Origin of the sequence: Ruegeria sp. HKCCA5491 (assembly GCF_013034565.1) — a bacterium.
Lineage (GTDB): Bacteria > Pseudomonadota > Alphaproteobacteria > Rhodobacterales > Rhodobacteraceae > Ruegeria.
On the sequence record NZ_WQGG01000013.1, the window covers coordinates 39,847 to 63,937 of the forward strand.

The following is a 24,091-nucleotide window of genomic DNA, read 5'->3' on the forward strand; positions in this document are numbered from 1 at the left end:
CCCCGCATAGTAGTCATTGAAATTTAACAAATGCCAAAAAAAGCGGCCCAATGGGACCGCTTTTATTTTTCTCATAGCACTCGGATCAATCCAGCGTCCGCGTGACCTCTTCGCGCTCGAAGATTTCGATCACGTCGCCGGCGCGGATATCGTCGTAGTTTTCGAACGCCATACCGCATTCCTGACCCGACTGAACCTCGGCCACTTCGTCCTTGAAGCGCTTCAGCGTTTTCAGCGTGCCTTCGTGGATCACCACGTTGTCGCGCAGCAGGCGCACGCCTGCCGAACGACGCGCCACACCTTCGGTGACCAGACAGCCGGCAACCTTGCCGACACCGGTGACCTTGAAGACTTCGCGGATCTCGGCGTAGCCGATGAACTTCTCGCGGATCTCGGCGCTCAGCAGGCCCGATGCGGCGGCTTTCACGTCGTCCACCAGGTCATAGATCACCGAGTAATAGCGAATCTCGACACCCTTCTGGTTCGCGGTGTTCCGCGCTGATGCGTTGGCACGGACGTTGAAGCCCATGACAGGGGCACCCGAGGCTTCGGCCAGGCCGATATCCGTTTCGGTGATCGCACCCACGCCCGAGTGCAGAACGCGCACGCGGACTTCGTCGTTGCCGATTTTCTCCATCGCCTGAACGATGGCCTCGGCAGAACCCTGCACGTCAGCTTTGACGAGGATCGGCAACTCGGCCACGTTCTCGTCTTCTTTCGCCTTCTGCATCAGTTGCTCAAGGGTGGTCGCAGCACCAGCGGCGGCGCGTTTGTCCTTGGCGGCTTGCTCACGGTATTCCGCGATCTCACGCGCTTGCGCTTCGGTCTCGGTCACGTTCAGAACGTCACCAGCTTCGGGCGTACCATTCAGACCCAGAACCTCGACCGGAACCGAGGGGCCGGCCTCTTTCACGCGGTCGCCCTTGTCGTTGATCAGCGCACGGACCTTACCGTATTGCTCACCCACAACGAAGATATCACCCTGACGCAGCGTGCCGTTCTGAACCAGAACGGTGGCGACGGGGCCACGGCCCACGTCCAACTGCGCCTCGATCACGGCACCCTGGGCGGCGCGATCGGGGTTAGCTTTCAATTCCAGAATCTCGGCCTGCAGCGCGATGGCTTCCAGCAGTTCGTCCAGGCCCTGACCGGTGACGGCCGAGACCTCAACATCCTGAACCTCACCCGACATCTTCTCGACGATCACCTCATGCTGCAGCAGGTCGGTGCGCACTTTGTCGGGGTTGGCTTCGGGCTTGTCGATCTTGTTGATCGCCACGATCATCGGCACTTCGGCGGCCTTGGCGTGGTTGATCGCCTCGATGGTCTGCGGCATCACCGCGTCGTCGGCAGCGACCACCAGAACCACGATATCCGTGACCTGAGCCCCGCGCGAACGCATCGAGGTAAAGGCCGCGTGGCCCGGCGTATCCAGGAAGGTTAGCGTGGTGCCGCCATCGGTTTTCACTTGATAGGCGCCGATGTGCTGGGTGATGCCCCCGGCCTCACCCGCCACAACGCGTGCGTCACGGATCGCGTCCAACAGCGAGGTTTTGCCGTGGTCAACGTGACCCATGATGGTGATGACCGGCGGACGCGGCTGCAGTTCGTCATCGCTGTCTTCGACCTCTTTGATGACGTCTTCAACATCCGAATCAGAGACACGGGTGACCTTATGGCCAAATTCTTCGATGATCAGCTCGGCAGTATCGGCGTCGATGGTCTGGTTCTGCGTGACCATCATGCCCATCTGCATCAGCGATTTGACTACATCCGCCACACGCTCGGCCATGCGGTTGGCCAATTCCGAAACCATGATCGCCTCGGGCAACTGTACGTCGCGGATCACCTTTTCCCGCTCGACCGGGGCACCCATGGCTTTCTGACGCGCGCGCTCCTGCTTGCGCTTCATCGACGCCATCGAGCGTTGACGGTTGCCTTCGCCGCCGGTGGCCTGACCCAGTGTCAGCTTGCCCGAGCGGCGGTTATCGTCACGGCCCTTGCCACGACCGCGCTGTTCGCGTTCGCGGTCTTGCTTGCGCGGAGCGGCAGCAGGCGCAGGCTTGCTGGCCGGGCTGCGCGCGGCTTTGGGTTCTTCGGGCGCGGGGGCGGCAGCAGCGCGCTTGGCGGCTTCTTCCGCCTCTTTGCGCTTGCGCTCTTCTTCCTCGGCCTTGGCGCGGGCACGTTCTTCGGCCTCGCGCTGTTCGCGTTCCTTGGCCTCCTGTTCGGCACGGCGGCGGGCGCGTTCTTCTTCACGCGCCTTTTCCTGCGCTTCGCGAGCGGCGGCTTCTTCAGCCTCACGCGCCTTGGCAGCTTGCAGCGCCTTCATCCGGCGTGCCATTTCCGCGTCGGAAATCCCGGCAGGACGGCGCGACGGATCACCCGAGGGCGTTGCACCGCCACCCGGCTTTCCGGCACCCGGCTTGGGGACCACCACGCGTTTGCGTTTGGTTTCCACCACGACATTCTTGGTGCGTCCGTGGCTGAAACTCTGTTTCACATTTCCGGGGCGTGCCCCGCCACGAAGACCCAATGTCTTTTTGCCGTCACTATCGCTCATAAAGCTTCTTACCCTTCCGAGCGGCCCTTGCCGCCGTCATCCGTTTCGCGCAAGCCACGCAGGCGCTGCGCTTCCTCTACAACACGTTTGGCGAGTCCGCCAGAGGCCAGCGCCGCATGAATCACGGTTTGGCGCCCAAATGCCGCCCCTAATTCATCCGCTGTCAGCCAACCGATGTATTTTCCGAAGTGCGGCGTGCTGAGTTTCGACTTGCCGCGCCCCGATCCATCAGAGGCCTGAATCAGTACCTGAGCCTCTTCCCGGTCCAGCCACGTCTTGACCTTTTCATATCCCGCGACTGCGTCGCCGGACTTACGCGCCAGGCTGATCAGTTCGATCACCCGCCGCGCGACTTGTTTTTCAACCTCGTCAGCCAGGTCCGTCTGCGCCGTTGCCTGCGCCTTGAACCCGCGCGAGAACAGCTTTTTGCCGACGGCCTTATCCAGCGCGGCGCGATCCGCCGCTACATAGACCCCACGCCCCGGCAATTTTGCCGCAACATCGGGAAAGACCTGACCATCCGGCCCCATCACAAAGCGGATCAACCCGTATTTTGGCTGAACCTCGCCCGTGGCGATGCACTTGCGCTCGGGGCCTTCCGACCGATCCTTATGGACGCCACCGCGACCCATTCACGCCACCCCGAGGCCCTGAGATCAGGCCTCGGCCTCCTCGTCAGCTTCGCCTTCGACCTCTTCTTCGGCCTGCTCCAGCTCGGCCGGATCGACCCAGCCCAGCATGATGCGGGCGGTCATGACCAAATCCTGCGCTTCTTCCAGCGTAATGCCAAAAGGTTCCAGAACACCGTCATCCTTGATGCGCTCGCCGTCGACCGTGGTCCAGCCACCGGCCAGTTCCCAGTCGGCGCAGGTGGCGAAGTCTTCCAACGTCTTCACGTCATCCTTGGCCAGCGCTTCTACCATCTGGGGTGTGAGGCCTTCGAATTCAATAAGGCTGTCCTCGGCACCCAGCGCACGGGCAGCATCCAACGCCGCCTTGGCCTGTGCTTCCAGGAATTCACGAGCCCGGGTCTGCAGTTCCTGCGCGGTGCCTTCGTCAACACCATCGATGACCAGCAGCTCGTCCAGCTCGACATAGGCAACTTCTTCGAGGTTTGTGAACCCTTCAGAGACCAGCAACTGCGCGAAGAATTCGTCCAGATCCAGGCTGTCCATGAACAACTGGGTGCGGGCTTCGAATTCTTTCTGACGACGCGCCGATTCTTCGGCCTCGGTCATGATGTCGATGTCCAGGCCGGTCAGCTGGCTGGCCAGACGCACGTTCTGACCGCGACGGCCGATAGCCAGAGACAGCTGTTCCTCGGGCACAACCACTTCGATCTTGCCGGCTTCTTCGTCCAGAACCACCTTGGAAACCTCGGCGGGCTGCAGCGCGTTCACCAGGAAGGTCGGCTGATCTTCATTCCACGGGATGATGTCGATCTTTTCGCCCTGCAGCTCGTTCACAACTGCTTGCACGCGGCTGCCGCGCATACCAACGCAGGCACCGACTGGGTCGATCGAACCGTCATACGAAATCACGGCAATCTTGGCGCGCGAACCGGGGTCACGGGCCACAGCTTTGACTTCGATGATGCCGTCATAGATTTCCGGCACTTCCATCTTGAACAGCTCAGCCATGAATTCCGGCGCGGTGCGCGACAGGAAGATCTGGTGGCCACGGACCTCGCGGCGAACCTCTTTGATGTAGGCGCGCACGCGGTCGTTGGGACGATAGCTTTCACGGCCGATCTTGTCATTGCGGCGCAGAACGGCCTCGGCCCCACCCAGATCGACGATGACATTGCCGAATTCCTCGCGCTTGACCGCACCGTTGATGATGGTGCCTGCGCGATCCTTGAATTCTTCGTACTGACGGTCACGCTCGGCTTCGCGGACCTTTTGCAGGATCACCTGCTTGGCAGATTGCGCCGCGATCCGGCCCATTTCAACCGGCGGGACTTCTTCGACGAAGACGTCACCGACCTCAGGGTTTTCCATGTATTGCTTGGCTTGCTCGACAGTGAACTCGGCCTGATAGTTTTCCAGCTCTTCATCCTCGACCACGGTGCGGACGCGGGTAAAGGTCGCCTTGCCGGTCTTGCGGTCGATCGACACGCGGATGTCCATCTCAGCGCCGTAGCGGCTCTTGGCGGCACGGGCGAGCGATTCTTCCATCGCTTCGACAACCAGACCGGGGTCGATCATCTTTTCGCGGGCCACGGCCTCGGCGGTCTGCAGCAGCTCCAGCTGGTTGGCTGAGGTGATTGCCATCAGTTCGTCTCCTCTTCGGACCCTTCGGTCTCAATCTCGTCGAAAGCGTTTTCGTTCAGGGCACCGGCGTCTTTGCGTTGGCGCAGCATTTCCTTGATCAGATCATCGGTCAGGACCAGTTTGGCATCGCTCAGCCAGTCGAATTGCAGACCAATGGTGATTGTCTCGGACCCTTCGGGGATATTGATCAGAACCTCATCCCCTTCGATCCCGGCCAATTCGCCCTTAAACCGGCGGCGGCCGTCGATCAGTTCAGCGGTCTCGATCTTGGCCTCATACCCTTCGAAGGTCTCAAAATCCTTCAGACGGGTCAGAGGGCGGTCGATGCCGGGGCTGGACACCTCAAGCGTATAAGCGTCAAGGATCGGGTCCTCGACGTCCAGCGTGGCGCTGACCGCGTTGGAAATCTCGGCGCAATCATCCACTTCGATGCCGCCATCGGGCTTGTCCGCCATGATCTGCAGCGTGGTCAACTTACCGCTCATCAAACGGATGCGGACCAACTCATACCCCAGATCCTCGATCACGGGGGTTATGATCTCGGCCAGTCGCCGGTCGATGGCTGCTTTGGCTATCAGGTCGTTTGTCATTCGGGTCTCTACCCTTCAATCGGGCACAAAAAAACGGGCGCGCGGCCCGTCGTATTTTCCGGTGGAGCTTTGAACCAGAAGTCCAACGCGCCGCTGTTGGAACTGCATATACGCAGGGTTTCCCGAGTCTGCAACCCCCGGCGGGAATTAAGCCAGCCACCACCGCTCGGCGATGCGGCCATCGTCCAGCGCAAGCGCCTGTCCGACCTGACCCGGCATTCCGACACGAGCGGCCACGGCCAGCGCCATATCCGTCTCGCTTGGGAAAAAGCGCAGACCGCGTTGCCCCCTTAAATCGTCCTGCGCGGGCAGAGCGGCGACATCCACATAGCCATCCCGCAAAGCCTCAGCCCGAACACGCGCATCAGGGATCACGATAACTTCCAGCGCATCGACCCAGCCCGCCTGACCGCTTTTATAGTGACCGGCGACTTTGCGCCCCAAGAAATGCCGCCCGTCTTCGGCGCGCTCGACCCGGTAACATCCGGTGCCGTTGGCCGCGCGCAATGGCGTTACGTCTTGCCCATTGCGCGTTATGACAAATCGACTGTCTGCCAGCAGAAACGGCAGGCCCGGATTAGCTTCCGCCAGTTCCAGCCGCAGGGATAAGGGCGAGGTGGCCTCAACACGCCCGACCTGTTCCAGCACGGCAAGAACGTCGGCAACGTCCAACGGGGCCTCATCATGGAACAGAACACCGGGGCGCAGATCGAAACGCCAAACCCGCGCGTTCGCATCAGTTTGCCAGCCTGACGCCAATTCCGCGCGCAATGTGCCATCCGGCGCGATCTCGGTCAGCGTGTCGAACACTGCGCCACGCGCCACCTGTTCAAGGCTTTCGTCCCGGGGCACGGCCAATCGCAGCGTTCCGCCGGACTTGGGCGTGTTGGCCAATGACGCGCCGGTTGCTGCCAGCAGAGCCGCTGCTGCACCCGAAGCAAACAAGGCACGACGGTCCATGCGGGTCATGCGATGCCCTCCGCCACGCGGTCCATGATACGCACCAACTCGGCGCTGATGCCCGGCTCGGACAGGGCATGGCCTGCCTGTCGCACCATCTTGAGCTCGGCATTGGGCCAGCGCTCGGCCAAAGACCATGCGGCCTGTGGCGGGCAAATCATGTCATACCGCCCCTGAACGATATGGCCGGGGATATGGGCGATCCGGTCCATCTGATCCAGAATCTGCCCGTCCTTCTCAAGAAAGGCACTGTGCGTGAAATAGTGATTCTCAAGCCGTGCAAAGGCGCGCGCGTATTCGCCGGGGCTTTCACCCGTCGACCCGTGCGAATGGATCGAGGCCAGCGCGTTCTCCCACGCCGACCACGCCCGCGCATACAGGATTTCCGTCGCCCGATCGCCCGAGAACAAGCGTTTGTGATAGGCACCTATCGTGTCCGACAACTCATCCTCGGTCAGCAGAGCAGTGAATTTCGCCCATTGCTCGGGCCAGAACTTGCCCGCGCCGCCGCCATAGAACCAATCCAGTTCGGCCTGCGTGGCCAGAAACACACCGCGCAGTACCAGACGGTTCACCCGGTCTGGATGCGCTTGCGCATAAACCAGCGCCAAAGTCGCGCCCCAACTGCCGCCGAACACCGTCCAGTCGTCGATATCCAACAGCGTTCGCAGGCGTTCGATATCATCCACCAGGTCCCACGTCGTGTTATCCAGCACCGAGGCATGAGGCCGCGACCGACCGCACCCGCGCTGATCAAACAGAATCACCCGAAACACGCGCGGATCGAAATACCGCCGCATCGCCGGGCTGCAGCCGCCGCCCGGTCCGCCATGCAGAACCACAACCGGTAACCCCTCGGGATTGCCGCATTGTTCCACATAAATACGGTGCCCATCGCCGACATCGACCATCCGCTGATCGAACGGGTCGATCGGCGGGTACAGAAATTGAACTGCGCGCTTTTGGTCCGGGTACTTATCCATTAGGGCCCTATATAGTCTTTAAACATAAAAGAGCACACGGAGACAGGAATGCAAGCGCATCCGAACACGGTGGACCCGTCCGAGATCGCAAAATTCGAGGCGATGGCGGCTGAATGGTGGGATCCCCATGGGAAATTCAAACCGCTGCACATGCTGAATCCGTGCCGTCTGGATTATATCACACAACAGATTGCGGGTGAATTTGACCGTGACCTGACGACCGCGAAACCATTCGAAGGCCTGCGCCTGCTGGATATCGGCTGCGGCGGCGGGCTTTTAAGCGAGCCGATGGCGCGTTTGGGCGCGACGGTCGTGGGCGCCGACGCCGCCGAGGGCAACCTGCCCGTCGCCCGTATCCATGCCGAGCAATCGGGACTTGAGATCGACTATCGCCACACCACAGCCGAGGACATGGCCGCTGCGGGCGAACAATTCGACGTCGTGTTGAACATGGAAGTGGTCGAGCACGTAGCCGATCCATTGGGCTTCCTGACCGCCTCGCAACAACTGCTGAAACCGGGTGGGTTGCTGATCTGCTCGACCATCAACCGCAACCCGAAATCCTATGCGATGGCCATTTTCGGGGCCGAGGTCGTCATGCGCTGGCTTCCGCGCGGCACGCATGAATGGAACAAGTTCATCACCCCGGATGAGCTGTTCGACCTGTTGCGCCAAGCCGGGCTGGACCCAGTCGACCGCAAGGGCTTCGTCTTCAACCCGATCCTGTGGAGCTGGTCGATCTCGGACCGGGATTTGAGCGTGAATTATGTGACGGCGAGTGTGAAGTCGGGCTGAGCTTACTCCCCTTCCAACTGCAACCGCAAATCCCTCAACACGGGCAGCGTGCTGCGGACACGCTCCAACCCCAGCTCTCCTACCACACGGTTAATCAACGGGGCGATGGACGAAATCGCCTGATCGCGGGCGCGACGGCCGGCGGGGCTGATCGCGACCATTTTGCGGCGGGCGTCGTCCCAATCGGGGCGGATGTGGATGTATCCGGCCCATTCCAGCTTGGCCAATGTGTTGGTCATCGCCCCGCGCGTGACGTGGAAAGTGCTGGCCAGTTGTGCGGGCGTGCGTTCATCCCCCACGAAAACCAGATGATTCAGCACCGAGAAATGTGAGATTTCCATGCCCTTGGGCAGCACCCGGCTAAGCCGGTTGCGCAATAGCTGGTCGGCGGTCAGGATCTCGCTGAACAGCGTGACCGCAAGGGCATTGGTGTCGTCCGTCATTGGGTCCGGCTCTGGGTCAGGGGCCGTCAAAAGCCCGCAGGTGCGTCAATGAAGGCACGCGGCGGCGCGCCTCTGACACAGAACTATCATCCAAATCAAAAATGTGAATGCCCGGATCGGTACCTGCGTCGATGATGACCTCTCCCCACGGGGCGACGACCATGCTGTGACCGTAGGTATAGCGCGTTCTGCCACGGGTTTTGGGATGCTCTCCGGTTTGGGCCGGTGCCAGCACCCAAGCGCCGTTTTCAATCGCCCGGGCACGCAACAGCGATTCCCAATGTGCAGCCCCCGTAACTGGGGAAAACGCCGCAGGAACAGTCAAGATGCGCGCACCAGCCTGAGCCAGCGCCGCATAGAGGTGGGGAAAGCGGATATCGTAGCAAACGGTCAGGCCAACTTTGCCGAAGTCTGTCTCGGCAATCACGGCCCGGTCACCGGGGCGGTAGTTGCGAGATTCCCGAAAAATCTCGGTCTCTGTGACCTGCACGTCAAACATGTGGATCTTGTCATACCGCGCAACGATCTGCCCCTGCGGGTCGATCATTATGGAACGGTTGGCAAAACGCCCGTCCGCGTCATGAGTTTTGACCGCCAGCGAGCCGATCAACAGCCATATGCCCAGCGCCTGCGCGTGATCGCGTAGTCCGGCCAGCGTCAGGTCATCTTCTTCGTACTGCAAAACTTCGCGCTGCCGCGTTGTCGAGGTCGAGACGCAGTTCGTCACCTCAGGGGTGAGGATGAACTGCGCGCCCTGTCCGGCCGCCTCGGTCATCAGGGCGCGCACCATGTTCAGATTTTCGGACGGATCATCCGACGAGGTGACCTGCAGCAGCGCAGTCAGCATCACGCGGCCAGAAGCCGGTCCAGTTTACCCTGACGCTCCAGCTCATAAAGATCGTCGCAGCCGCCCACGTGCTTCGTACCGATGAAAATCTGTGGCACGGTGCGTTTACCACCAGCGCGCTTGATCATCTCGGGCTTGCGTTTGGGGTGTATCAAAACATCGACTTCTTTGAACTCAACGCCTTTCTGTTTCAGCAGTCGTTTGGCCGCGTGGCAAAAGCCGCATAGCGGAGAGGTATAGATTTCAACAGGTTTCATAATCCGTCCCTTGGGGTTTCACGTAATCTTCGACGAATTAGGCATCCTTGGCAACGCGCGCTAGGGTCAACACGAAAATATGATTTGCGCCAGATGCAAGGCAGACACTTGCACAAGCGGACAGCGTCGCGCCGGACGTCATCACGTCGTCGACCAGCAGGACATCCCGCCCCTGCATCCGGTGCCGCCGCTTGGGATGCGCAACAATCACGTCTTCCAATGTCCGCGCGCGTTCCGCTGCAGTTTTTCCATCCAGAATCGGAGTTCGGACGGGCCGAACCAAAAGGTCGGGACACACCTGAAATCCGGTTTCCCGCCCCACGTGGTGCGCCAACAAAGCGGATTGGTTGTATTGCCGTTTTAACAATCTGGTCCAATACAGCGGCACCGGAGCGAGCAGCATGTTGTCACGAAACAAGTCACGCCCTGCCTGCACCATCCATCGCGCCGCCGGGCGCGCCAGTTCCGAGCGGTCACCATGTTTCAGCGCCAATATCAGCGCCCGCGCCCTGCCTTTGTATAAAAGAGCGGAACGCCCATCCCGCCACGGCCGGGAAACCTTCATGCAGTCATCGCATTCAATCCGGTGCCCGTCCGGATCACCGGGCAAGTGGACGCCGCAGCTGTCGCAGACGGTGCCCCCGATAAATGGCGTGTCGCTCCAGCAGGGTCCGCACAGGGCAAAGTCCGATTCTGTCAGCGCGCCGCATCCCAGACAGCGCGGCGGATAGATCAATTGGACGGCGGTTTGAATCCGCGGCCAGATGCGATAATTGCGCCTTATGAAGCTGCCTGATTCCAATGCACCCTCTTTGTTTGACCGCTTTGCCCTGACAAAGCATCGCGCCCGCGCGCAAGACGACGCATTGTTTTTGCACCGCGCCGCGATTGACGAGGTGCAGGATCGCCTCTCCATGGTTAACAAAAGCTTTACCGCCCCGGCGATCGTGACGCCCTTTGCGCATGTTTGGCAGGGTGTGTTGCCCAAAGCGCATATCGTTGCCGATGAAGATGTTTTGCGGCTGACGCCCGGCGCGCACGATCTGGTGGTACACGCAATGGCGTTGCACTGGGCTAACGATCCGGTCGGGCAACTGATTCAGTGCCATCGCGCGCTTAAACCCGACGGGCTGTTGCTGGTTGCGTGTCTGGGTGGGGAAACCTTGAACGAGTTGCGCACAGCCCTGGGGCAGGCCGAGATCGAGGTCACCGGCGGCCTCAGCCCGCGCATAGCCCCGATGGGTGAGTTGCGCGATCTGGGCGGATTGCTGCAACGGGCGGGTTTCGCTCTGCCTGTCGCCGATACCGCGCGCCTGACTGCGGAATACCGCGACATAGTCCACCTGATGCACGATCTGCGCGCGATGGGCGAGACCAACAGCCTTTCCGAGAGGTTAAAGCACCCCACCCGACGGCAGGTCTTTGGACGGGCGCAAGACATCTATGCCGAAAACTTCGCAACCCCGCAGGGTCGTCTGGCGACAACTTTCGAATTGATCTGCTTGACCGGCTGGTCGCCCGATGAAAGCCAGCAAAAACCCCTGCGCCCCGGATCGGCACAAGCGCGCCTTGCCGACGCGCTGGGAACAAAAGAAGGCAAACTGTCCGATTGACGGCGGGCTAATTCCGTTTATCTCAGCCCGAAACACGACGATTTCAGGAAGCATCCAATGTTTGACGCCACCCGCCCCGCTCATGCCCCCGACGACCACCCGAAGGTCAAAATGGGCCGCGTCGGTATTCTTTTGGCCAATCTGGGCACCCCGGACGATTACGGCTATTGGCCAATGCGTCGCTATTTGAACGAGTTCCTGTCGGATCAGCGCGTCATCGACTATCCGAAATGGAAATGGCAGCCGATCCTGCAAGGTATCATCCTGACCAAGCGGCCTTTTAGCTCGGGTGAGGCGTACAAGTCGATCTGGAACCACGACAAGGGTGAAAGCCCGCTGATGACGATCACCAAGGATCAGACGGCCAAGCTGCGCGAGGCGATGCAGGCACGTTATGGCGATCAGGTGATGGTGGATTTCTGCATGCGCTACGGCAACCCTTCGACCAAGTCCAAGGTGCATGAGATGGCGGCGGCAGGCTGTGACCGCATCCTGTTCTTCCCGCTCTATCCGCAATATGCAGGCGCGACGACCGCCACGGCAAACGATCAGTTCTTTCGCGCGCTGATGGAAGAAGCGTGGCAGCCTGCGTCACGCACCGTTCCCGCCTATTTCGACGAACCCGCCTATATCGACGCCTTGGCCGGTTCAGTCCAGAACGCCTATGCCGCGATGGAAACCAAACCAGATATTCTGGTCTGTTCCTACCACGGGATGCCGGAACGCTATCTGCAGCAGGGCGATCCGTATCACTGCCAATGCGCGAAAACGACCCGGCTTTTGAAAGAGCGTCTGGGATGGCAGGATGACCAGCTTGTCTCGACATTCCAATCCCGGTTCGGGCCGGAAGAATGGCTGAAACCCTATACAGTCGATCATGTTGCTGAGTTGGTGCGGCAGGGTAAGAAGAATATTGCCGTCATCGCTCCGGCGTTTTCCGCCGATTGCATCGAAACGCTGGAGGAGATCAACGAAGAGATCAAAGAAAGCTTTGAAGAGGCCGGCGGCGAGACCTTTACCTATATACCCTGCCTGAACGATGACGATTCGCACATCGCTGCGCTTGGCAAGGTGATCGAAGACAATCTGAAAGGCTGGTTGGACTAATTCGCCCCGGCCCTTGGGCATAAAAAAAGGCGGTGGAAAACTCCACCGCCTTTTCTTTGTATTGCGCTCGTCGAATTAGCTTGCTGCAACAGCTGCGGCAACCACAACCAGCAGGACCAGCGGCAGGATGATGCCCTGCGACGAACCCTGAGTTTCTTCGACAACAACAGGTGCTTCAACAACCGGCTCTTCCAGGTTGCCAGCATAAGCGGTCGATGCAGCAGCGGTCAGTGCAGCGGCGAGAACGAGTTTCTTCATATTAACCTCCAGAATACGCACGGTTTCATATATTGAAACCGCACACCCAAGACTTACCTCGTGTTTTTTTCTAATCAGCTATCCGACTGGAATGCAAATGGAACTTGCTCCAAAAGCGGGTTCGTGCGCGGAAATGTCGTCAAATAAGCAACACTTGCGTACCTACGTTCGCCATTGAAAACAACTCGGCAATATCCTCGTTAAACAGACCGATGCATCCGTTGGATGATCTACGCCCGATTTTACGTGTGTCATGTGTGCCGTGAATCCGATAGTACTTCCAGCTTAGATACAAAGCGTGCGTTCCCAACGGGTTATCCGGCCCCGGAGGGATATAGTCCGGCCATTCCGGATTTCTTTTCTTCATGGATGGCGTTGGCGACCAGCTTGGTCCTTCAACCTTGCGGATGACACTTGTGCGGCCACGGCGCGTTAATTCCTCGGTCAGTGGCACCGAAGACGGATAGAGTTTGTAGACCGATTGATCATCTGACCAATAATGCAGCGCGCGTGATACCGTATCGACCAGAATGGCCCCGTTCCGCGTGTTCGAGAAATAAGGCTGCCAATCCAGCGCACGGAAGCCCGAAACGTTTCTACGGACCTGCGGTTCAGGTTCCGGCGCAGGGCGGAGCGGATCACCGGGGATGTACTGCGCGATCGCGGGCGAGGCTAAAACAGCCGAAGCGCCGGTTAAAAATCCACGGCGGGTCGTCGAGGGAATGAGCTTCTTGACCATATCAGGCGGTCCTTTGCTAAACCAAAGTTGAAAATCTAACGCATTTTATTGCCAGAATACCTCATTCGCAAATCAAACCGGCAGAATCACGCGAGAATCAGCTTTTGCAGGTTTGCCCATGTCAGTCGGGCGCGCTATGCCGTAAGGCATCACAATCATCAGGTCGGCCATGACGCGTATTATTTCATTACTTTTCGTTTGCTTCGTTGCGCTGGCAGCGTGCACCCCCAGCAGCACCCCAACCTATGGGTCGGATGGTCGCCCGCTGCCGACGGTTTACAAGATTCGCGGAAACCCGGAAAAGTTGCAGTTCCGGATGCTTGATTCGGTGAACGCGCTGCGTCAGGCGTCGGGGCTGCAATCTGTGCAGTTGAACTCGCAGCTCAACGCTGCTGCGGCGACTCATTCCAAGGACATGGCGCGCCAGAACCGGCCATGGCACTTCGGATCAGACGGTTCATCGCCAATCGACCGCGCCGCACGCGTGGGGTATTTCGGTACTTTCCTGGGCGAAGCGATCTCGGAGACCTACGAGACCGAGACCGAGACACTGGCCGCATGGATGCAGGAGCCGGGTCCGCGGTCCGTGATCATGGACCCGAAAGCCACACAGATGGGCTTTGCCTGGCATCAGGAAAATGGCGGCAAAATCTGGTGGACTCTGGAAATGGGAACCGGCGGCTAAGACGCCAATCCATCCAAAAAAGAAAGCCCCCGAAAATCGGGGGCTTTTTTGTTGTTTATCAGTGGCTTATGCCGCTTGCATCGACTGCGCCTCGGTCAAGATCGCATAAAGCTTGACCGGATCGGGATTGGCCCGAAGCTTGGCGCAAACCGCAGTGTCCCGCAGCGTTCTAGACACCAGAGCAAGGGCCTTCAGGTGATCGACACCGGCCTCTTCCGGCGCAAAAAGTGCGAAGGCGATATCGACGGGCTGCCGGTCGACCGAGCCAAAATCAATCGGCTTTTCCAGCATGACAAAAGCACCGGACACCTCTTCGACTTCGTTCAGACGAGCATGCGGCAACGCAACACCATGCCCAACACCCGTCGGCCCAAGGCTTTCACGTTCCAGCAAACTGTCCACAACAGTTTGCGCTTCAAGTCCCAGAATCCCGGCGGCAATATCGCCGATTTCCTGAAACAACCGCTTCTTACTGGAAGCGGCGGACAAAACACGTACTGCTTCGGGCTTTAGTATGCTCGAAAGCTCCATGATCACGCTCCACGGCAATGCCCCCGCTAATGCAGGGGCTAGCCTTGCTATTCTTGCCTGTTACGGATCGATCCAGCCGATATTCCCGTCGTCCCGACGGTACACGACGTTCAATCCGTCCTTGTTTTCATTCCGGAACACCAGCACCGGGGCACCAGCCAGTTCCATCTGCATTACGGCTTCACCAACACTCAGCGATGGGATCTTGGTCTCCATCTCAGCCACGATCATCGGCTGCAGAGATTCGGGTTCGTCAGCCGACTCCGATTCGTCAGAGGCGAGGATATAAGAGGATGCTCCAAAGAGTTCAACCGGCTCGGCCCGATCCTTGTGGTGGTCCTTCAAACGGCGCTTGTAACGGCGCAATTGTGTTTCCATCTTGTCGCAGCAAGCCTCAAAAGCTGCGTAGATTTCAGTTGCGTGGGCTTTGGCCTGAGCCGTCAGGCCGGTGGAAAGATGCACGGTAGTTTCGCACACATATTCATGCGCAGAACGGGAAAAGACGACATTGGCATCGGTCGGACGCTGGGCATATTTACCCACCACCTCGCCAAGTTCGGTCTGCACATGGGTCTGAAGTGCTTCACCGATGTCGATCTGTTTTCCGCTAATTTGGTAACGCATGTGATCTCCTTCACAATTCACACCCATTCTGACGCCGCAAATCGCGACGCGCTTGTTGATTATCGGGTGGGGGGTATCGACAATTTCCGCAGTAACCGAACCGCGCACCCTTCAGGGAAGGGGCATCGTGATCCAGAATTGAACCGTAGAAATGCCATACCCCAATTGAGGCAAGAGACGGCGGAAGAGTCAATCAAAACAGGTGTGTATATACGCGATTTCCGCCATGCAGTCGGCACAGACCTGCGCAAACCTATGAAATTCGGAAATTTTCGCCCAAATAGACGCGGCGCACGTTTTCATTTTCGACCACCTCGTCCGGCGTGCCGGACATAAGGACCTGGCCGTCATGCAGAATATAGGCGCGATCCACGATCTCGAGGGTTTCGCGGACATTGTGGTCGGTAATCAAAACGCCGATTCCACGTTTCTTCAGATCTGCGACCAGATGACGGATATCCCCCACACTGATCGGGTCAACGCCCGCAAAGGGTTCATCCAGCAGCAGGTATTTGGGGTCTGCTGCAAGGCAGCGCGCGATTTCGACGCGACGACGCTCACCACCTGACAGGGCCAGCGCGGGCGCACGGCGCAGATGTTCGATCGAAAAGTCCGACAGCAGCTCTTCCAGCCGTTCCTTGCGGCGATGCGCGTGACTGACAGTGATATCCAGCACCGAGGCGATGTTGTCCTCAACACTCATCCCACGGAAAATCGACATTTCCTGCGGCAGATAGCCGATCCCAAGACGCGCGCGACGGTACATCGGCAAAGTCGTGACCACCTGCCCGTCAATCGTGACGGTCCCCGCTTCGGGGAACACCAAACCGGCCACAGAATAGAATGTCGTCGTCTTGCCTGATCCGTTCGGCCCCAACAGAGCGACCACTTCGGACCGGTCCAACGTCATGGAAACGTCCCGGATCACCGTTTTCTTACGATAAGACTTGCGCAGTTTTTCAATTCTGAGGCCCGAGTTGCCCTCGGCAACAGTCAGGCCCGGACCGGCCATCAATTGGCCCCCTGCTGCAGAATGGTTTTGACGTTGCCCGTCATCGTCGCTGTACCGGTAGTAAGGTTCGCGTTCATCTGGTCGCCACTGATCGTACTTGGCCCCTGCGTCAGCAGAACATTGCCCTTCATGACGATCACGCCCGAGTCGATGGTGTATTCCGCCCAGTCACCTTCCGCAGCGTCCGGCGGGCTGACCAGAACGACATCCTCGGTCGCCTCCATGCGTTCAATCGCGGACCGATCTTCGTTGTAGATGACCAGAACACGTTCGGCTGTCAGGCGCATTTCGCCCTGGATTACGATCACATTGCCCTGAAACTCGGCCGATCCGTTTTCCTGATTCACGTTGAGCGTTTCTGACGTCACCTCAACCGGCAGGCTGGGGTCTGCCTTGACGGCCCCGAACGCGACCTGTGTTTCTTGCGCAGTCGCTGAAACAGCACCGGCTACAAGGGCACAACACGCAATGGCTAAACGAAAATCGAACACAGGTTATCTTTCTGCTTTTTCCGGCTCATACACCAACTTGACGCCATCTGTAAAAATAATATGGACCGGCCCGTCCTTTTTTTCAGTCCCAAATGTCATCCGGCCCGCGGAAAAGTTGCCAATTATGCCCGTTCCGTCGACCTGACCCGGTGTATCACCACGGATTTCGTCCAACGCCGTATTCAAAAGGTCCGTCGTAACCTTGATACCGTCTGTTGTAATTATAACCACATCGCCAACAAAGGTCGCGGTGTTCTTGTCCGGGCGGATCATCCCGGAATTTGAGTCCAGCGTGATCACACCCCCATCCGAAAGACCAAGCCGCCCCTTGAAATCAGACGCTGTCGGAACCGAGTTTTTGGTCCCCTGCGTCGCCTTTGTCGCTTCGATCTGAACCTCTTCGCCCTTGCGGGTGGTGCCGCGATAATTCGGCAAGGTCACGATCTGATCTGCCAGCCGTTCCTCGATATCTCTTTGCGTAAAGGGCACCGTTACGTTGGTTTCGATACTGCGCGACAAAAGGAAAACGGTGGACAGCAGCACGATAGCTGCCAGTGGCAGCAACACCTTGAGGAATTGCACCATGCGCGAATGACTGTCCACAGATCCGCCCTCTTATCCCAGCCCGACGCGCAGGCAGTCGTGAATGTGCAGGAGCCCCTCGGCTGAGCCGTCGGAGTCAGGCGAAACCACGAACAAAGAAGTGATCTTGTGGTCATTCATGATCGCAACAGCTTCTTCCGCCAGTGCATCGGGGCTGATTGTGGTCGGGCTTTCCGTCATGACTTCGGCGGTGGTCTTGTCCAGAAGCCCGTCCATGTGACGCCTCAGGTCACCATCCGTGATGATACCGGTCAGTTGACCTTGCGCATCTGTAACGCCAGCGACGCCGAACCCTTTCTGGCTGATCACGATCAACGCCTCGCTCATCGCGGTGTCAGCCGCCACCAGAGGCAGCGCGTCGCCTGAGTGCATCAAATCGCGCACGGTGGACAACTGGGCGCCCAATTTGCCACCAGGATGAAACGCGCGGAAATCCTCGGGTTTGAAATCGCGATGCTTCATCAGCGCAATCGCCAGCGCATCACCCATCGCCAGCGTCAGCGTGGTCGAGATCGAAGGCACCATGCCGAACCCGCAGGCCTCGCCCATCGACGGGATCAGCAGATGCACATCCGCCTGTGTCATCAAGGTACTTTCGGGCTTGCTGGACAGACCTATCAGCGGGATACCAAAACGGCGTGTAAAGGCCAGCAGGTTCGCAAGTTCGGGCGCTTCACCCGAGTTCGAGATGGCCAGAACCACGTCGCCTTTGGACACCATACCCAGATCGCCATGGCTGGCCTCGGCAGGGTGAACGAAATAGGCGGGCGTGCCGGTGCTGGCCAACGTTGCCGCGATCTTATGGCCAATATGACCCGATTTTCCGATGCCGCTGATGATGATGCGGCCTTTGGCCTGCAATATCATTTGCACAGCATCGGCAAATTGATCGTCCAGGCCTTCGGCCAGAACATCCAACGCGCGGGCTTCGTCAGTGACGACTTGCCGCGCGGTTTTCAGGAAAGCTTCGGTATCGGTCATGAGTGCGCAAATATATCCGTTTCGGGCCAACCGGCGAGGTCGAGTTTCGCACGCATCGGCAGGAAGTCAAAACAGGCCTGGGCCATCTCGGTCCGGCCTTCGCGGGCCAAACGCCAGTCCAGCGCCTCGCGTAGGCGGTGCAGGTACAGGACATCCGAGGCCGCATATTCCAACTGCGCCTCGGTCAGGTTTTCCGCGCCCCAGTCGCTCATCTGTTGTTGTTTTGAGATATCAACACCGATGAGTTCCTGACACAGGTTCTTCAGCCCGTGGCGGTCGGTATAGGTCCGCACCAATCGGCTGGCGATCTTGGTGCAATAGACAGGTGCGGCCAGCGCGCCAAAGGTATGAAACAGCGCGGCAATGTCGAAGCGGCCAAAGTGGAACAGTTTCAGCACGTCGGTGTTTTCCAGCATGGCGCACAGGTTTGGCGCAGCAGTCTGGCCTTTTTCGACCTGCACAATATGGCTGTCACCATCCCCCCCGGACATCTGGATGACACACAGACGGTCACGATGCGGGTTCAATCCCATGGTTTCACAGTCAATGGCCACAACAGGGCCCATATCCAACCCGTCTGGCAGGTCGTTTTTATAAAGATGGTTTGCCACGGGGGTCTTCCTTTGTGCCGTATCGCCCCCGAGATAGGAGGTTTGGCCCGTAAACTCAACGCCATCCATGGAATGCGACCAATATGCGCATGTTTCTTGCCCCTTGCGCCTTTGACTAGAAAATGGCGTTCTTTACCGGGCAACATCACCGTCAGAGCAATTGGGCGCAAAAGAAAGGCATTGCAGATGCTCAGCATCCTGCGAAACCAGGTTTACCGCCATTTACTGGCCGCGCAGATCGTGGCGCTGACCGGAACCGGATTGGCAACCGTTGCTTTGGGTCTTTTGGCGTTTGAGCTTGCCGGTGAGGCCGCCGGTTTGGTGCTTGGCACGGCCCTGACCATCAAAATGGTCGCTTATGTGGTGGTTGCGCCGATTGCCGCCGCTTTCGCCGAAAAGCTGGACCGGCGGCGAATGCTGGTCGCCCTGGACGTGGTGCGCGCTGCCGTTGCGATGTGCCTGCCCTTTGTAACGGAAATCTGGCAGGTCTACTTGCTGATCTTCGTCCTTCAATCTGCCTCTGCCGGATTCACACCGACCTTTCAGGCGACGATTCCGGACGTTCTTACGGATGAGCAGGATTATACCAAAGCTCTGTCGCTTTCGCGTTTGGCTTACGATCTTGAAAGCGTGGTAAGCCCGATCTTGGCCGCGCTATTGCTGACAATCGTAAGTTTCGACAGCCTGTTCTGGGGAACGGGTCTTGGGTTTGTCGCATCGGCACTTCTGGTAACTTCGGTTGTCCTGCCCTCGCCCGAACCGACACGACCCCGTGGCGTCTATGACCGCACGACGCGCGGTATCCATTTATATCTGGAGACGCCCCGCCTGCGCGGGTTACTGGCGCTGAGCTGGGCAGCTGCCGCGCTAAGCGCGATGGTTATCGTGAACACGGTCGTGATCGTCCGGGCCGATTTGGGTTTATCGGAAAGCGCCGTAGCCATTTCACTTGCCGGATTCGGGGGCGGCTCGATGCTGGCCGCATTTGTCCTGCCGACGCTGCTGAACAGGTTCCGGGATCGCAGGGTTATGCTGACGGGAGCCTTCTTTGGCACCTTTTCCATGGCGATGGGGGCAGTGTTGTCCATTGGGGGCCAAATCGCGCTGCCGACACTGATCCTGACTTGGGTCTGCGTCGGGTTCGGATATTCGGCGACCCTTACGCCATCTGGCCGGTTGTTGACACGGTCTGCTGCGCCCGAGGACCGCCCGGCCGTATTTGCCGCGCAGTTCACCCTATCCCATGCCTGCTGGTTGGTGCTTTATCCGTTGGCGGGCTGGCTGATGACGGTCAAAGGAGTAACACATGCCTTGGGCTGGATGGCGTTCGCTGCGGTTTTGGGACTGGCACTGGCGGTTCTGTTGTGGCCCACCGAAGACAGGAAAGCCGTTTCCAAAGAACACCTTCACAAGCCTTGAGCAACAGCGCAACTCTGCACTACACCTTTGAGCCATGGATCAACTGGACCGCCGCATCATCGCCGCCCTTCAACACAACGCTCGCGATTCAACCACTCGGATCGCGGCGAAGCTTGGCGTGGCAAGAACCACGGTGCATGAGCGCATCAATCGCATGGAAGAACGCGGCGTGATCGCCGGGTACTCCGTGGTGCTAAATACCCCCGAAGATGCCCCACGCGTTCAGGTTGTCGTTTTGCTGGAGGTGCAGCAGAAAGAAACCACGCGCATTATCACGCGACTGGAGGCCTACCCTGAGGTCAAACTTTGCCTGTCCATCAATGGCGAGTTCGATCTGCTGCTGTCGGCCGAGGCCCCCCGGATCGAGGATCTGGATATTCTGGTCGATGACCTCGCCAAGATTCCGGGCGTCCTTCGGACCAATACCAGCGTTGTATTCGGGCGCAGGATCGACCGAATCTGAACAGCCGATAACTGTCTGTAAACCCTCGCACAGCTAGCTTGGCCCGGACTGATCAGAATCCCGGACCGGCAGAATGCCCAATCGAACGATCCTTGGACTGGCTTTTGCGTTGTACATCGCGCAAGCGGCGATAGCTTTAGCTTCCCCCCAAACGGCAGCGCTCTGTGATCGGGCGGCGCTGCGCGCAGCGCTGTCACACGATGTCCCTATTGACGTCCTGCGCGCCATAACTCGGGTCGAAACCGGACGCACACTGGACGGTCAATTCGCCCCGTGGCCATGGGCCATCAATGTCGAAGGGCGGGGTTTCTGGTTCAAATCCGAGGTTGAGGCGAAGTCTTACGTTTTCAACATCTTCAAAGCAGGCAAGCGCAGCTTTGATATCGGATGCTTCCAAATCAACTATCGCTGGCACGGCAAGGCGTTCCGATCCATTGACGCCATGTTCGATCCCCAGGAAAACGCCGACTACGCCGCCCGCTTCCTTAAGGACTTATACGCTGAACTGGGATCCTGGACTGCCGCAGCCGGGGCGTATCATTCTCGCACACCTGATCTGGCCGCGGCCTATTCCGGTCGGTTCAGGAAAATGCGCGCCGAACTAAAGGGCGACCCGGAAAACCGTTCTGGCAGCAAACGATCCTCTCTTGGGCGCTGCGGCACCGCTGATCCCGACGCCTGTTGGCAACCCTGCACCAAGCACGCTTGGGTCTTTAGTTCCCACAAATGGCGCTCCCGCCGCTTTTATCTCGTTCAACTAGGAGCGCACCGTGCCCAAAATTGACGCCCGATCCCTGTTTTCCCCGACCGTTTTGCTGGCGCTTGCTTTAATGGCGGTCATCGTGATGATGATCCTCCCGATGCCCGCATGGGTGCTGGATGTGGGATTGGCGACGTCCTTTGCGCTTGCCATCCTGATCTTTACCCTGACGCTGTTGATCGAGCGGCCGCTGGATTTCTCGTCTTTTCCGACAATCCTGCTGGCCTCGTTGATGTTGCGATTGTCGTTAAATGTGTCCTCGACCAAGCTGATCATCGGTCAGGGGCACACCGGGCCAAATGCTGCTGGGGACGTGATTTAAGGGTTCGCCAGTTTCGTCATGGGCGGCAGCATCTTTCTGGGGCTGGTGGTGTTTGGCGTTCTGCTGATCGTGAATTTCATGGTGATCACCAAAGGCGCGGCAAGAATGGCCGAAGTCGGCGCCCGGTTTGCGCTGGATGGCATGCCCGGAAAACAACTGGCCATCGACAGCGACATGTCCGCAGGCGCGGGTTGAACAGGCGTCAACGCGCAACAGCGCAGCGCGTACCTCGTTGGAATACAGTCGCAACGAACTTATCGCAGCAGACCCATATCAGACCGTCGCGCAATTGCAGACTGTCCAGTTTCAATTGGAGAGCCTGTATTCTGTAACTGTTCGCAACGCGAACCTGTCGCTGGTGAACTTCCTGAGATGAAGATACTTGCTTTTCTACTGATCCTTTTGCCCAGCATGTCGTTCGCGGGCGCGATCCGCCTTAAGGACCTGGTGGATTTCGATGGAGTACGTGGCAATGATCTGGTCGGGTACGGGCTGGTAGTGGGCCTGAACGGAACCGGGGACGGGCTCAGAAATTCCCCTTTCACCGAAGAGATCATGTCGAACATTCTTGAGCGCCTCGGCGTGAATGTCACGGGTGAGGATTTTCGCCCCAAGAACGTGGCAGCCGTTTTGGTTACTGCCAGCCTGCCCGCTTTTGCCCGGGTCGGTGGCCAGATCGACGTCACCGTTTCAGCAATTGGCGACTCCAAGAGTCTGTTGGGTGGGACGCTGATCATGACGCCTCTGAACGCCGCAGATGGTCAGATTTACGCCGTTGCCCAGGGAACGGTTCTGGCTGGCGGCGCTGTGGCCGAAGGCGAAGCCGCATCGGTAGTCCGGGGTGTTCCGACTTCGGGCGTGATACCATCAGGCGCGCGGGTCGAGCGGGAAATTGACTTTGAGCTTTCGTCCCTGACGCAGTTGCGGCTGGCGCTGCGGGAACCTGATTTCACGACGGCGGGTCGGATCGAAACGGCAATAAACAGGGAATTCAACCGCCCCGTCGCCATCATGCGCGATTCCGGGACAGTCGAGTTGAACATCGCCGCCACGCAGTCTCTTTCTACGGCACATGCGCTGGGTCGGATCGAAAACATTCTGGTGCAACCCGAGGCCAAGGCTCGGGTTGTGGTTGACCAACGTTCGGGCACGATTGTCATGGGGCAAGAGGTAAGGATTTCCCGGGTTGCAGTCTCTCAAGGCAACCTAACCCTTACTGTAGAAGAGGCCCCGATCGCCGTTCAGCCCAACCCATTCGCACGCGGCGAAACCGTGGTGGTCCCCCGAACCATCGCCGGCATCGAAGAAGACGAAGGCACCGGCCTAGCAGAGATACCCGAAGCCACGACGCTGTCCGAGGTTGTGGCAGGGCTGAACGCACTTGGGGTGTCGCCGCGCGACATGATAGACATCTTGAAAACGATCAAGGCCGCGGGTGCCCTGCATGCGGAATTCGTCGTCCGTTGAGTTTACCAGACACGGCCAAGGTCACGGCGCCCCAACGACCCCTATTTCGATTTCCAAGTATCCAGCCATTTCCTGAAGCTGCTGCTCTTTTCTTCGATTGCGTCGCCAGCGGCATAAAACCCATCTTCCACGTTCTCAAGCATCGGGTCGATACGGCGTTGCCGAAACCTGCGCCACCGCACCCAAATTGCCCAGAGGATCGAGAAGAACACTGTCAGGAAAATGATATTGAACCACGGGATCAATCGCACATCCGGGCTGTCTACCGGGCGCACCGACACCACATTGGGAAAGATCGACATAAGCTGATTGCGCCAGCCATAGTGGCGCAACACCACCCATTGCGGATCTGCTGCTGTTGAAACCAGATTGGTCAGCTCTGCCTGCAGATTAGAGCTGTCGAGCTTGAAATAGGGCGGCCATCCCCACCCGGTATCCTCGTTGCGGTAAACGCGCGGGGTTCCGTTAGGGCGGAACGTTTCAACGAACCGCACATCACGATTGACAGTTTGCGCGCCTTCCTGACCAGTATCCTGCTGCGCCCAGAAAATCGAATTCTCGCCAAAATCGACCCGGCGCACCTCGGTCTTGACGACCCGGACAACGTCCTGTTGCGGCAAAGTATACTCCAGTACTGCCGCAACAGACCCCCAAAAGAGTATGATAAACGCCCATTTAACATAGACCATCTGTCCGG

At 58.7% G+C, this 24,091-nt stretch carries 28 protein-coding genes and 1 pseudogene; 9 read left to right on the forward strand and 20 right to left on the reverse strand.

The window, feature by feature from the left end; genetic code table 11:
• Nucleotides 1-85 precede the first annotated feature (85 nt).
• The 6 genes from infB to pip all read right to left on the reverse strand — a co-directional run bounded on the left by infB (nucleotide 86) and on the right by pip (nucleotide 7,366).
• Complete coding sequence (gene infB / locus GOV88_RS16790) at nucleotides 86-2,560, reverse strand: translation initiation factor IF-2 (protein ID WP_171125960.1); 2,475 nt, start codon at nucleotides 2,558-2,560, stop codon at nucleotides 86-88.
• A gap of 8 nt (nucleotides 2,561-2,568) precedes the next feature.
• Nucleotides 2,569-3,192, reverse strand: a complete 624-nt coding sequence (locus GOV88_RS16795; RefSeq protein WP_171125958.1) for an RNA-binding protein — start codon at nucleotides 3,190-3,192, stop codon at nucleotides 2,569-2,571.
• A gap of 24 nt (nucleotides 3,193-3,216) precedes the next feature.
• Nucleotides 3,217-4,833 carry a transcription termination factor NusA gene (gene nusA, locus GOV88_RS16800; RefSeq protein WP_171125956.1) on the reverse strand — a complete coding sequence of 539 codons (1,617 nt, stop codon included), beginning with the start codon at nucleotides 4,831-4,833 and terminating at the stop codon, nucleotides 3,217-3,219.
• Entirely contained in the window at nucleotides 4,833-5,423 is a 591-nt protein-coding gene (rimP, locus tag GOV88_RS16805) for a ribosome maturation factor RimP (protein WP_171126679.1), read from the reverse strand. Before rimP ends, nusA begins: the two co-directional genes overlap by 1 nt.
• Nucleotides 5,424-5,570: 147 nt before the next feature.
• Nucleotides 5,571-6,392, reverse strand: a complete 822-nt coding sequence (locus GOV88_RS16810; RefSeq protein WP_171241130.1) for an ABC transporter substrate-binding protein — start codon at nucleotides 6,390-6,392, stop codon at nucleotides 5,571-5,573.
• Entirely contained in the window at nucleotides 6,389-7,366 is a 978-nt protein-coding gene (pip, locus tag GOV88_RS16815; protein ID WP_171241131.1) for a prolyl aminopeptidase, read from the reverse strand. The genes GOV88_RS16810 and pip overlap by 4 nt, the downstream gene beginning before the upstream one ends.
• A 48-nt stretch (nucleotides 7,367-7,414) precedes the next feature.
• Between pip and ubiG the strand changes: the two genes are divergently transcribed.
• Nucleotides 7,415-8,161, forward strand: coding sequence for a bifunctional 2-polyprenyl-6-hydroxyphenol methylase/3-demethylubiquinol 3-O-methyltransferase UbiG (gene ubiG, locus GOV88_RS16820; RefSeq protein ID WP_171241132.1), 747 nt, complete (start codon nucleotides 7,415-7,417; stop codon nucleotides 8,159-8,161).
• A 2-nt stretch (nucleotides 8,162-8,163) separates the two neighbouring features.
• Here ubiG and GOV88_RS16825 read toward each other — a convergent pair whose 3' ends face one another.
• The 4 genes from GOV88_RS16825 to GOV88_RS16840 are packed head-to-tail and all read right to left on the reverse strand — an operon-like array spanning nucleotide 8,164 to nucleotide 10,510.
• Nucleotides 8,164-8,604, reverse strand: a complete 441-nt coding sequence (locus tag GOV88_RS16825) for a MarR family winged helix-turn-helix transcriptional regulator (RefSeq protein WP_170353764.1) — start codon at nucleotides 8,602-8,604, stop codon at nucleotides 8,164-8,166.
• Nucleotides 8,605-8,620: 16 nt separating this feature from the next.
• Entirely contained in the window at nucleotides 8,621-9,451 is an 831-nt protein-coding gene (locus tag GOV88_RS16830; protein WP_171241133.1) for a carbon-nitrogen hydrolase family protein, read from the reverse strand.
• Nucleotides 9,451-9,708 (reverse strand): glutaredoxin 3, encoded by a 258-nt coding sequence (gene grxC, locus GOV88_RS16835; protein ID WP_171241134.1) that lies wholly within the window; start codon nucleotides 9,706-9,708, stop codon nucleotides 9,451-9,453. The genes GOV88_RS16830 and grxC overlap by 1 nt, the downstream gene beginning before the upstream one ends.
• 37 nt (nucleotides 9,709-9,745) lie before the next feature.
• Nucleotides 9,746-10,510, reverse strand: a complete 765-nt coding sequence (locus GOV88_RS16840) for a ComF family protein (protein ID WP_174834572.1) — start codon at nucleotides 10,508-10,510, stop codon at nucleotides 9,746-9,748.
• Between GOV88_RS16840 and GOV88_RS16845 the strand changes: the two genes are divergently transcribed.
• Together GOV88_RS16845 and hemH are read left to right on the forward strand one after the other, a co-directional pair.
• Nucleotides 10,491-11,321: a methyltransferase domain-containing protein gene (locus tag GOV88_RS16845; RefSeq protein ID WP_171241135.1), complete on the forward strand. Its 831-nt coding sequence runs from the start codon at nucleotides 10,491-10,493 to the stop codon at nucleotides 11,319-11,321. The genes GOV88_RS16840 and GOV88_RS16845 overlap by 20 nt on opposite strands.
• A gap of 57 nt (nucleotides 11,322-11,378) precedes the next feature.
• Nucleotides 11,379-12,428 (forward strand): ferrochelatase, encoded by a 1,050-nt coding sequence (gene hemH, locus GOV88_RS16850; RefSeq protein WP_171241136.1) that lies wholly within the window; start codon nucleotides 11,379-11,381, stop codon nucleotides 12,426-12,428.
• A gap of 75 nt (nucleotides 12,429-12,503) precedes the next feature.
• On the opposite strand, the gene GOV88_RS16855 is transcribed toward hemH, so the two are convergent.
• Both GOV88_RS16855 and GOV88_RS16860 read right to left on the reverse strand, forming a co-directional pair.
• Nucleotides 12,504-12,686, reverse strand: coding sequence for a hypothetical protein (locus tag GOV88_RS16855; RefSeq protein WP_108861641.1), 183 nt, complete (start codon nucleotides 12,684-12,686; stop codon nucleotides 12,504-12,506).
• A gap of 139 nt (nucleotides 12,687-12,825) precedes the next feature.
• Nucleotides 12,826-13,425, reverse strand: coding sequence for a L,D-transpeptidase (locus tag GOV88_RS16860; RefSeq protein WP_171125937.1), 600 nt, complete (start codon nucleotides 13,423-13,425; stop codon nucleotides 12,826-12,828).
• A 169-nt stretch (nucleotides 13,426-13,594) separates the two neighbouring features.
• Between GOV88_RS16860 and GOV88_RS16865 the strand changes: the two genes are divergently transcribed.
• Entirely contained in the window at nucleotides 13,595-14,110 is a 516-nt protein-coding gene (locus GOV88_RS16865; protein WP_171125935.1) for a CAP domain-containing protein, read from the forward strand.
• Nucleotides 14,111-14,176: 66 nt separating this feature from the next.
• On the opposite strand, the gene GOV88_RS16870 is transcribed toward GOV88_RS16865, so the two are convergent.
• The 7 genes from GOV88_RS16870 to GOV88_RS16900 form a co-directional block, all read right to left on the reverse strand.
• Entirely contained in the window at nucleotides 14,177-14,641 is a 465-nt protein-coding gene (locus GOV88_RS16870; RefSeq protein ID WP_171126672.1) for a PTS sugar transporter subunit IIA, read from the reverse strand.
• A gap of 60 nt (nucleotides 14,642-14,701) precedes the next feature.
• On the reverse strand, nucleotides 14,702-15,265 hold the full coding sequence (hpf, locus tag GOV88_RS16875; protein ID WP_171125931.1) for a ribosome hibernation-promoting factor, HPF/YfiA family: 564 nt from the start codon (nucleotides 15,263-15,265) through the stop codon (nucleotides 14,702-14,704).
• Between the two features lie 253 nt (nucleotides 15,266-15,518).
• The gene (lptB, locus tag GOV88_RS16880; protein ID WP_171241137.1) at nucleotides 15,519-16,277 is read right to left on the reverse strand and encodes an LPS export ABC transporter ATP-binding protein; all 759 of its coding nucleotides are present in this window, start codon (nucleotides 16,275-16,277) and stop codon (nucleotides 15,519-15,521) included.
• Entirely contained in the window at nucleotides 16,277-16,768 is a 492-nt protein-coding gene (locus GOV88_RS16885) for an LptA/OstA family protein (RefSeq protein WP_171125928.1), read from the reverse strand. The genes lptB and GOV88_RS16885 overlap by 1 nt, the downstream gene beginning before the upstream one ends.
• Nucleotides 16,769-16,771: 3 nt before the next feature.
• Nucleotides 16,772-17,371: an LPS export ABC transporter periplasmic protein LptC gene (lptC, locus tag GOV88_RS16890; protein WP_171125926.1), complete on the reverse strand. Its 600-nt coding sequence runs from the start codon at nucleotides 17,369-17,371 to the stop codon at nucleotides 16,772-16,774.
• Nucleotides 17,372-17,383: 12 nt separating this feature from the next.
• Nucleotides 17,384-18,352 carry an SIS domain-containing protein gene (locus tag GOV88_RS16895; RefSeq protein ID WP_171241138.1) on the reverse strand — a complete coding sequence of 323 codons (969 nt, stop codon included), beginning with the start codon at nucleotides 18,350-18,352 and terminating at the stop codon, nucleotides 17,384-17,386.
• The gene (locus tag GOV88_RS16900; RefSeq protein ID WP_171241139.1) at nucleotides 18,349-18,963 is read right to left on the reverse strand and encodes a ribonuclease D; all 615 of its coding nucleotides are present in this window, start codon (nucleotides 18,961-18,963) and stop codon (nucleotides 18,349-18,351) included. The genes GOV88_RS16895 and GOV88_RS16900 overlap by 4 nt, the downstream gene beginning before the upstream one ends.
• 186 nt (nucleotides 18,964-19,149) lie before the next feature.
• Here GOV88_RS16900 and GOV88_RS16905 point away from each other — a divergent pair, with 186 nt between their 5' ends.
• The 5 genes and pseudogenes from GOV88_RS16905 (at nucleotide 19,150) to GOV88_RS16930 (ending at nucleotide 23,394) form a co-directional block, all read left to right on the forward strand.
• Complete coding sequence (locus GOV88_RS16905; RefSeq protein WP_171241140.1) at nucleotides 19,150-20,382, forward strand: MFS transporter; 1,233 nt, start codon at nucleotides 19,150-19,152, stop codon at nucleotides 20,380-20,382.
• Nucleotides 20,383-20,416: 34 nt separating this feature from the next.
• A complete protein-coding gene (locus GOV88_RS16910; protein WP_171241141.1) occupies nucleotides 20,417-20,845 on the forward strand; it encodes an Lrp/AsnC family transcriptional regulator in 429 nt (142 codons plus the stop codon).
• Nucleotides 20,846-20,918: 73 nt separating this feature from the next.
• Nucleotides 20,919-21,629, forward strand: coding sequence for a lytic transglycosylase domain-containing protein (locus tag GOV88_RS16915; RefSeq protein WP_171241142.1), 711 nt, complete (start codon nucleotides 20,919-20,921; stop codon nucleotides 21,627-21,629).
• 46 nt (nucleotides 21,630-21,675) lie between these two features.
• Nucleotides 21,676-22,116: pseudogene (locus GOV88_RS16920) on the forward strand (FHIPEP family type III secretion protein); the annotation flags it as partial.
• 183 nt (nucleotides 22,117-22,299) lie between these two features.
• Nucleotides 22,300-23,394 carry a flagellar basal body P-ring protein FlgI gene (locus GOV88_RS16930; protein WP_171241143.1) on the forward strand — a complete coding sequence of 365 codons (1,095 nt, stop codon included), beginning with the start codon at nucleotides 22,300-22,302 and terminating at the stop codon, nucleotides 23,392-23,394.
• 41 nt (nucleotides 23,395-23,435) lie between these two features.
• Here GOV88_RS16930 and GOV88_RS16935 read toward each other — a convergent pair whose 3' ends face one another.
• Complete coding sequence (locus tag GOV88_RS16935) at nucleotides 23,436-24,083, reverse strand: DUF1523 family protein (RefSeq protein ID WP_171125916.1); 648 nt, start codon at nucleotides 24,081-24,083, stop codon at nucleotides 23,436-23,438.
• Between the last annotated feature and the right edge of the window lie 8 nt (nucleotides 24,084-24,091).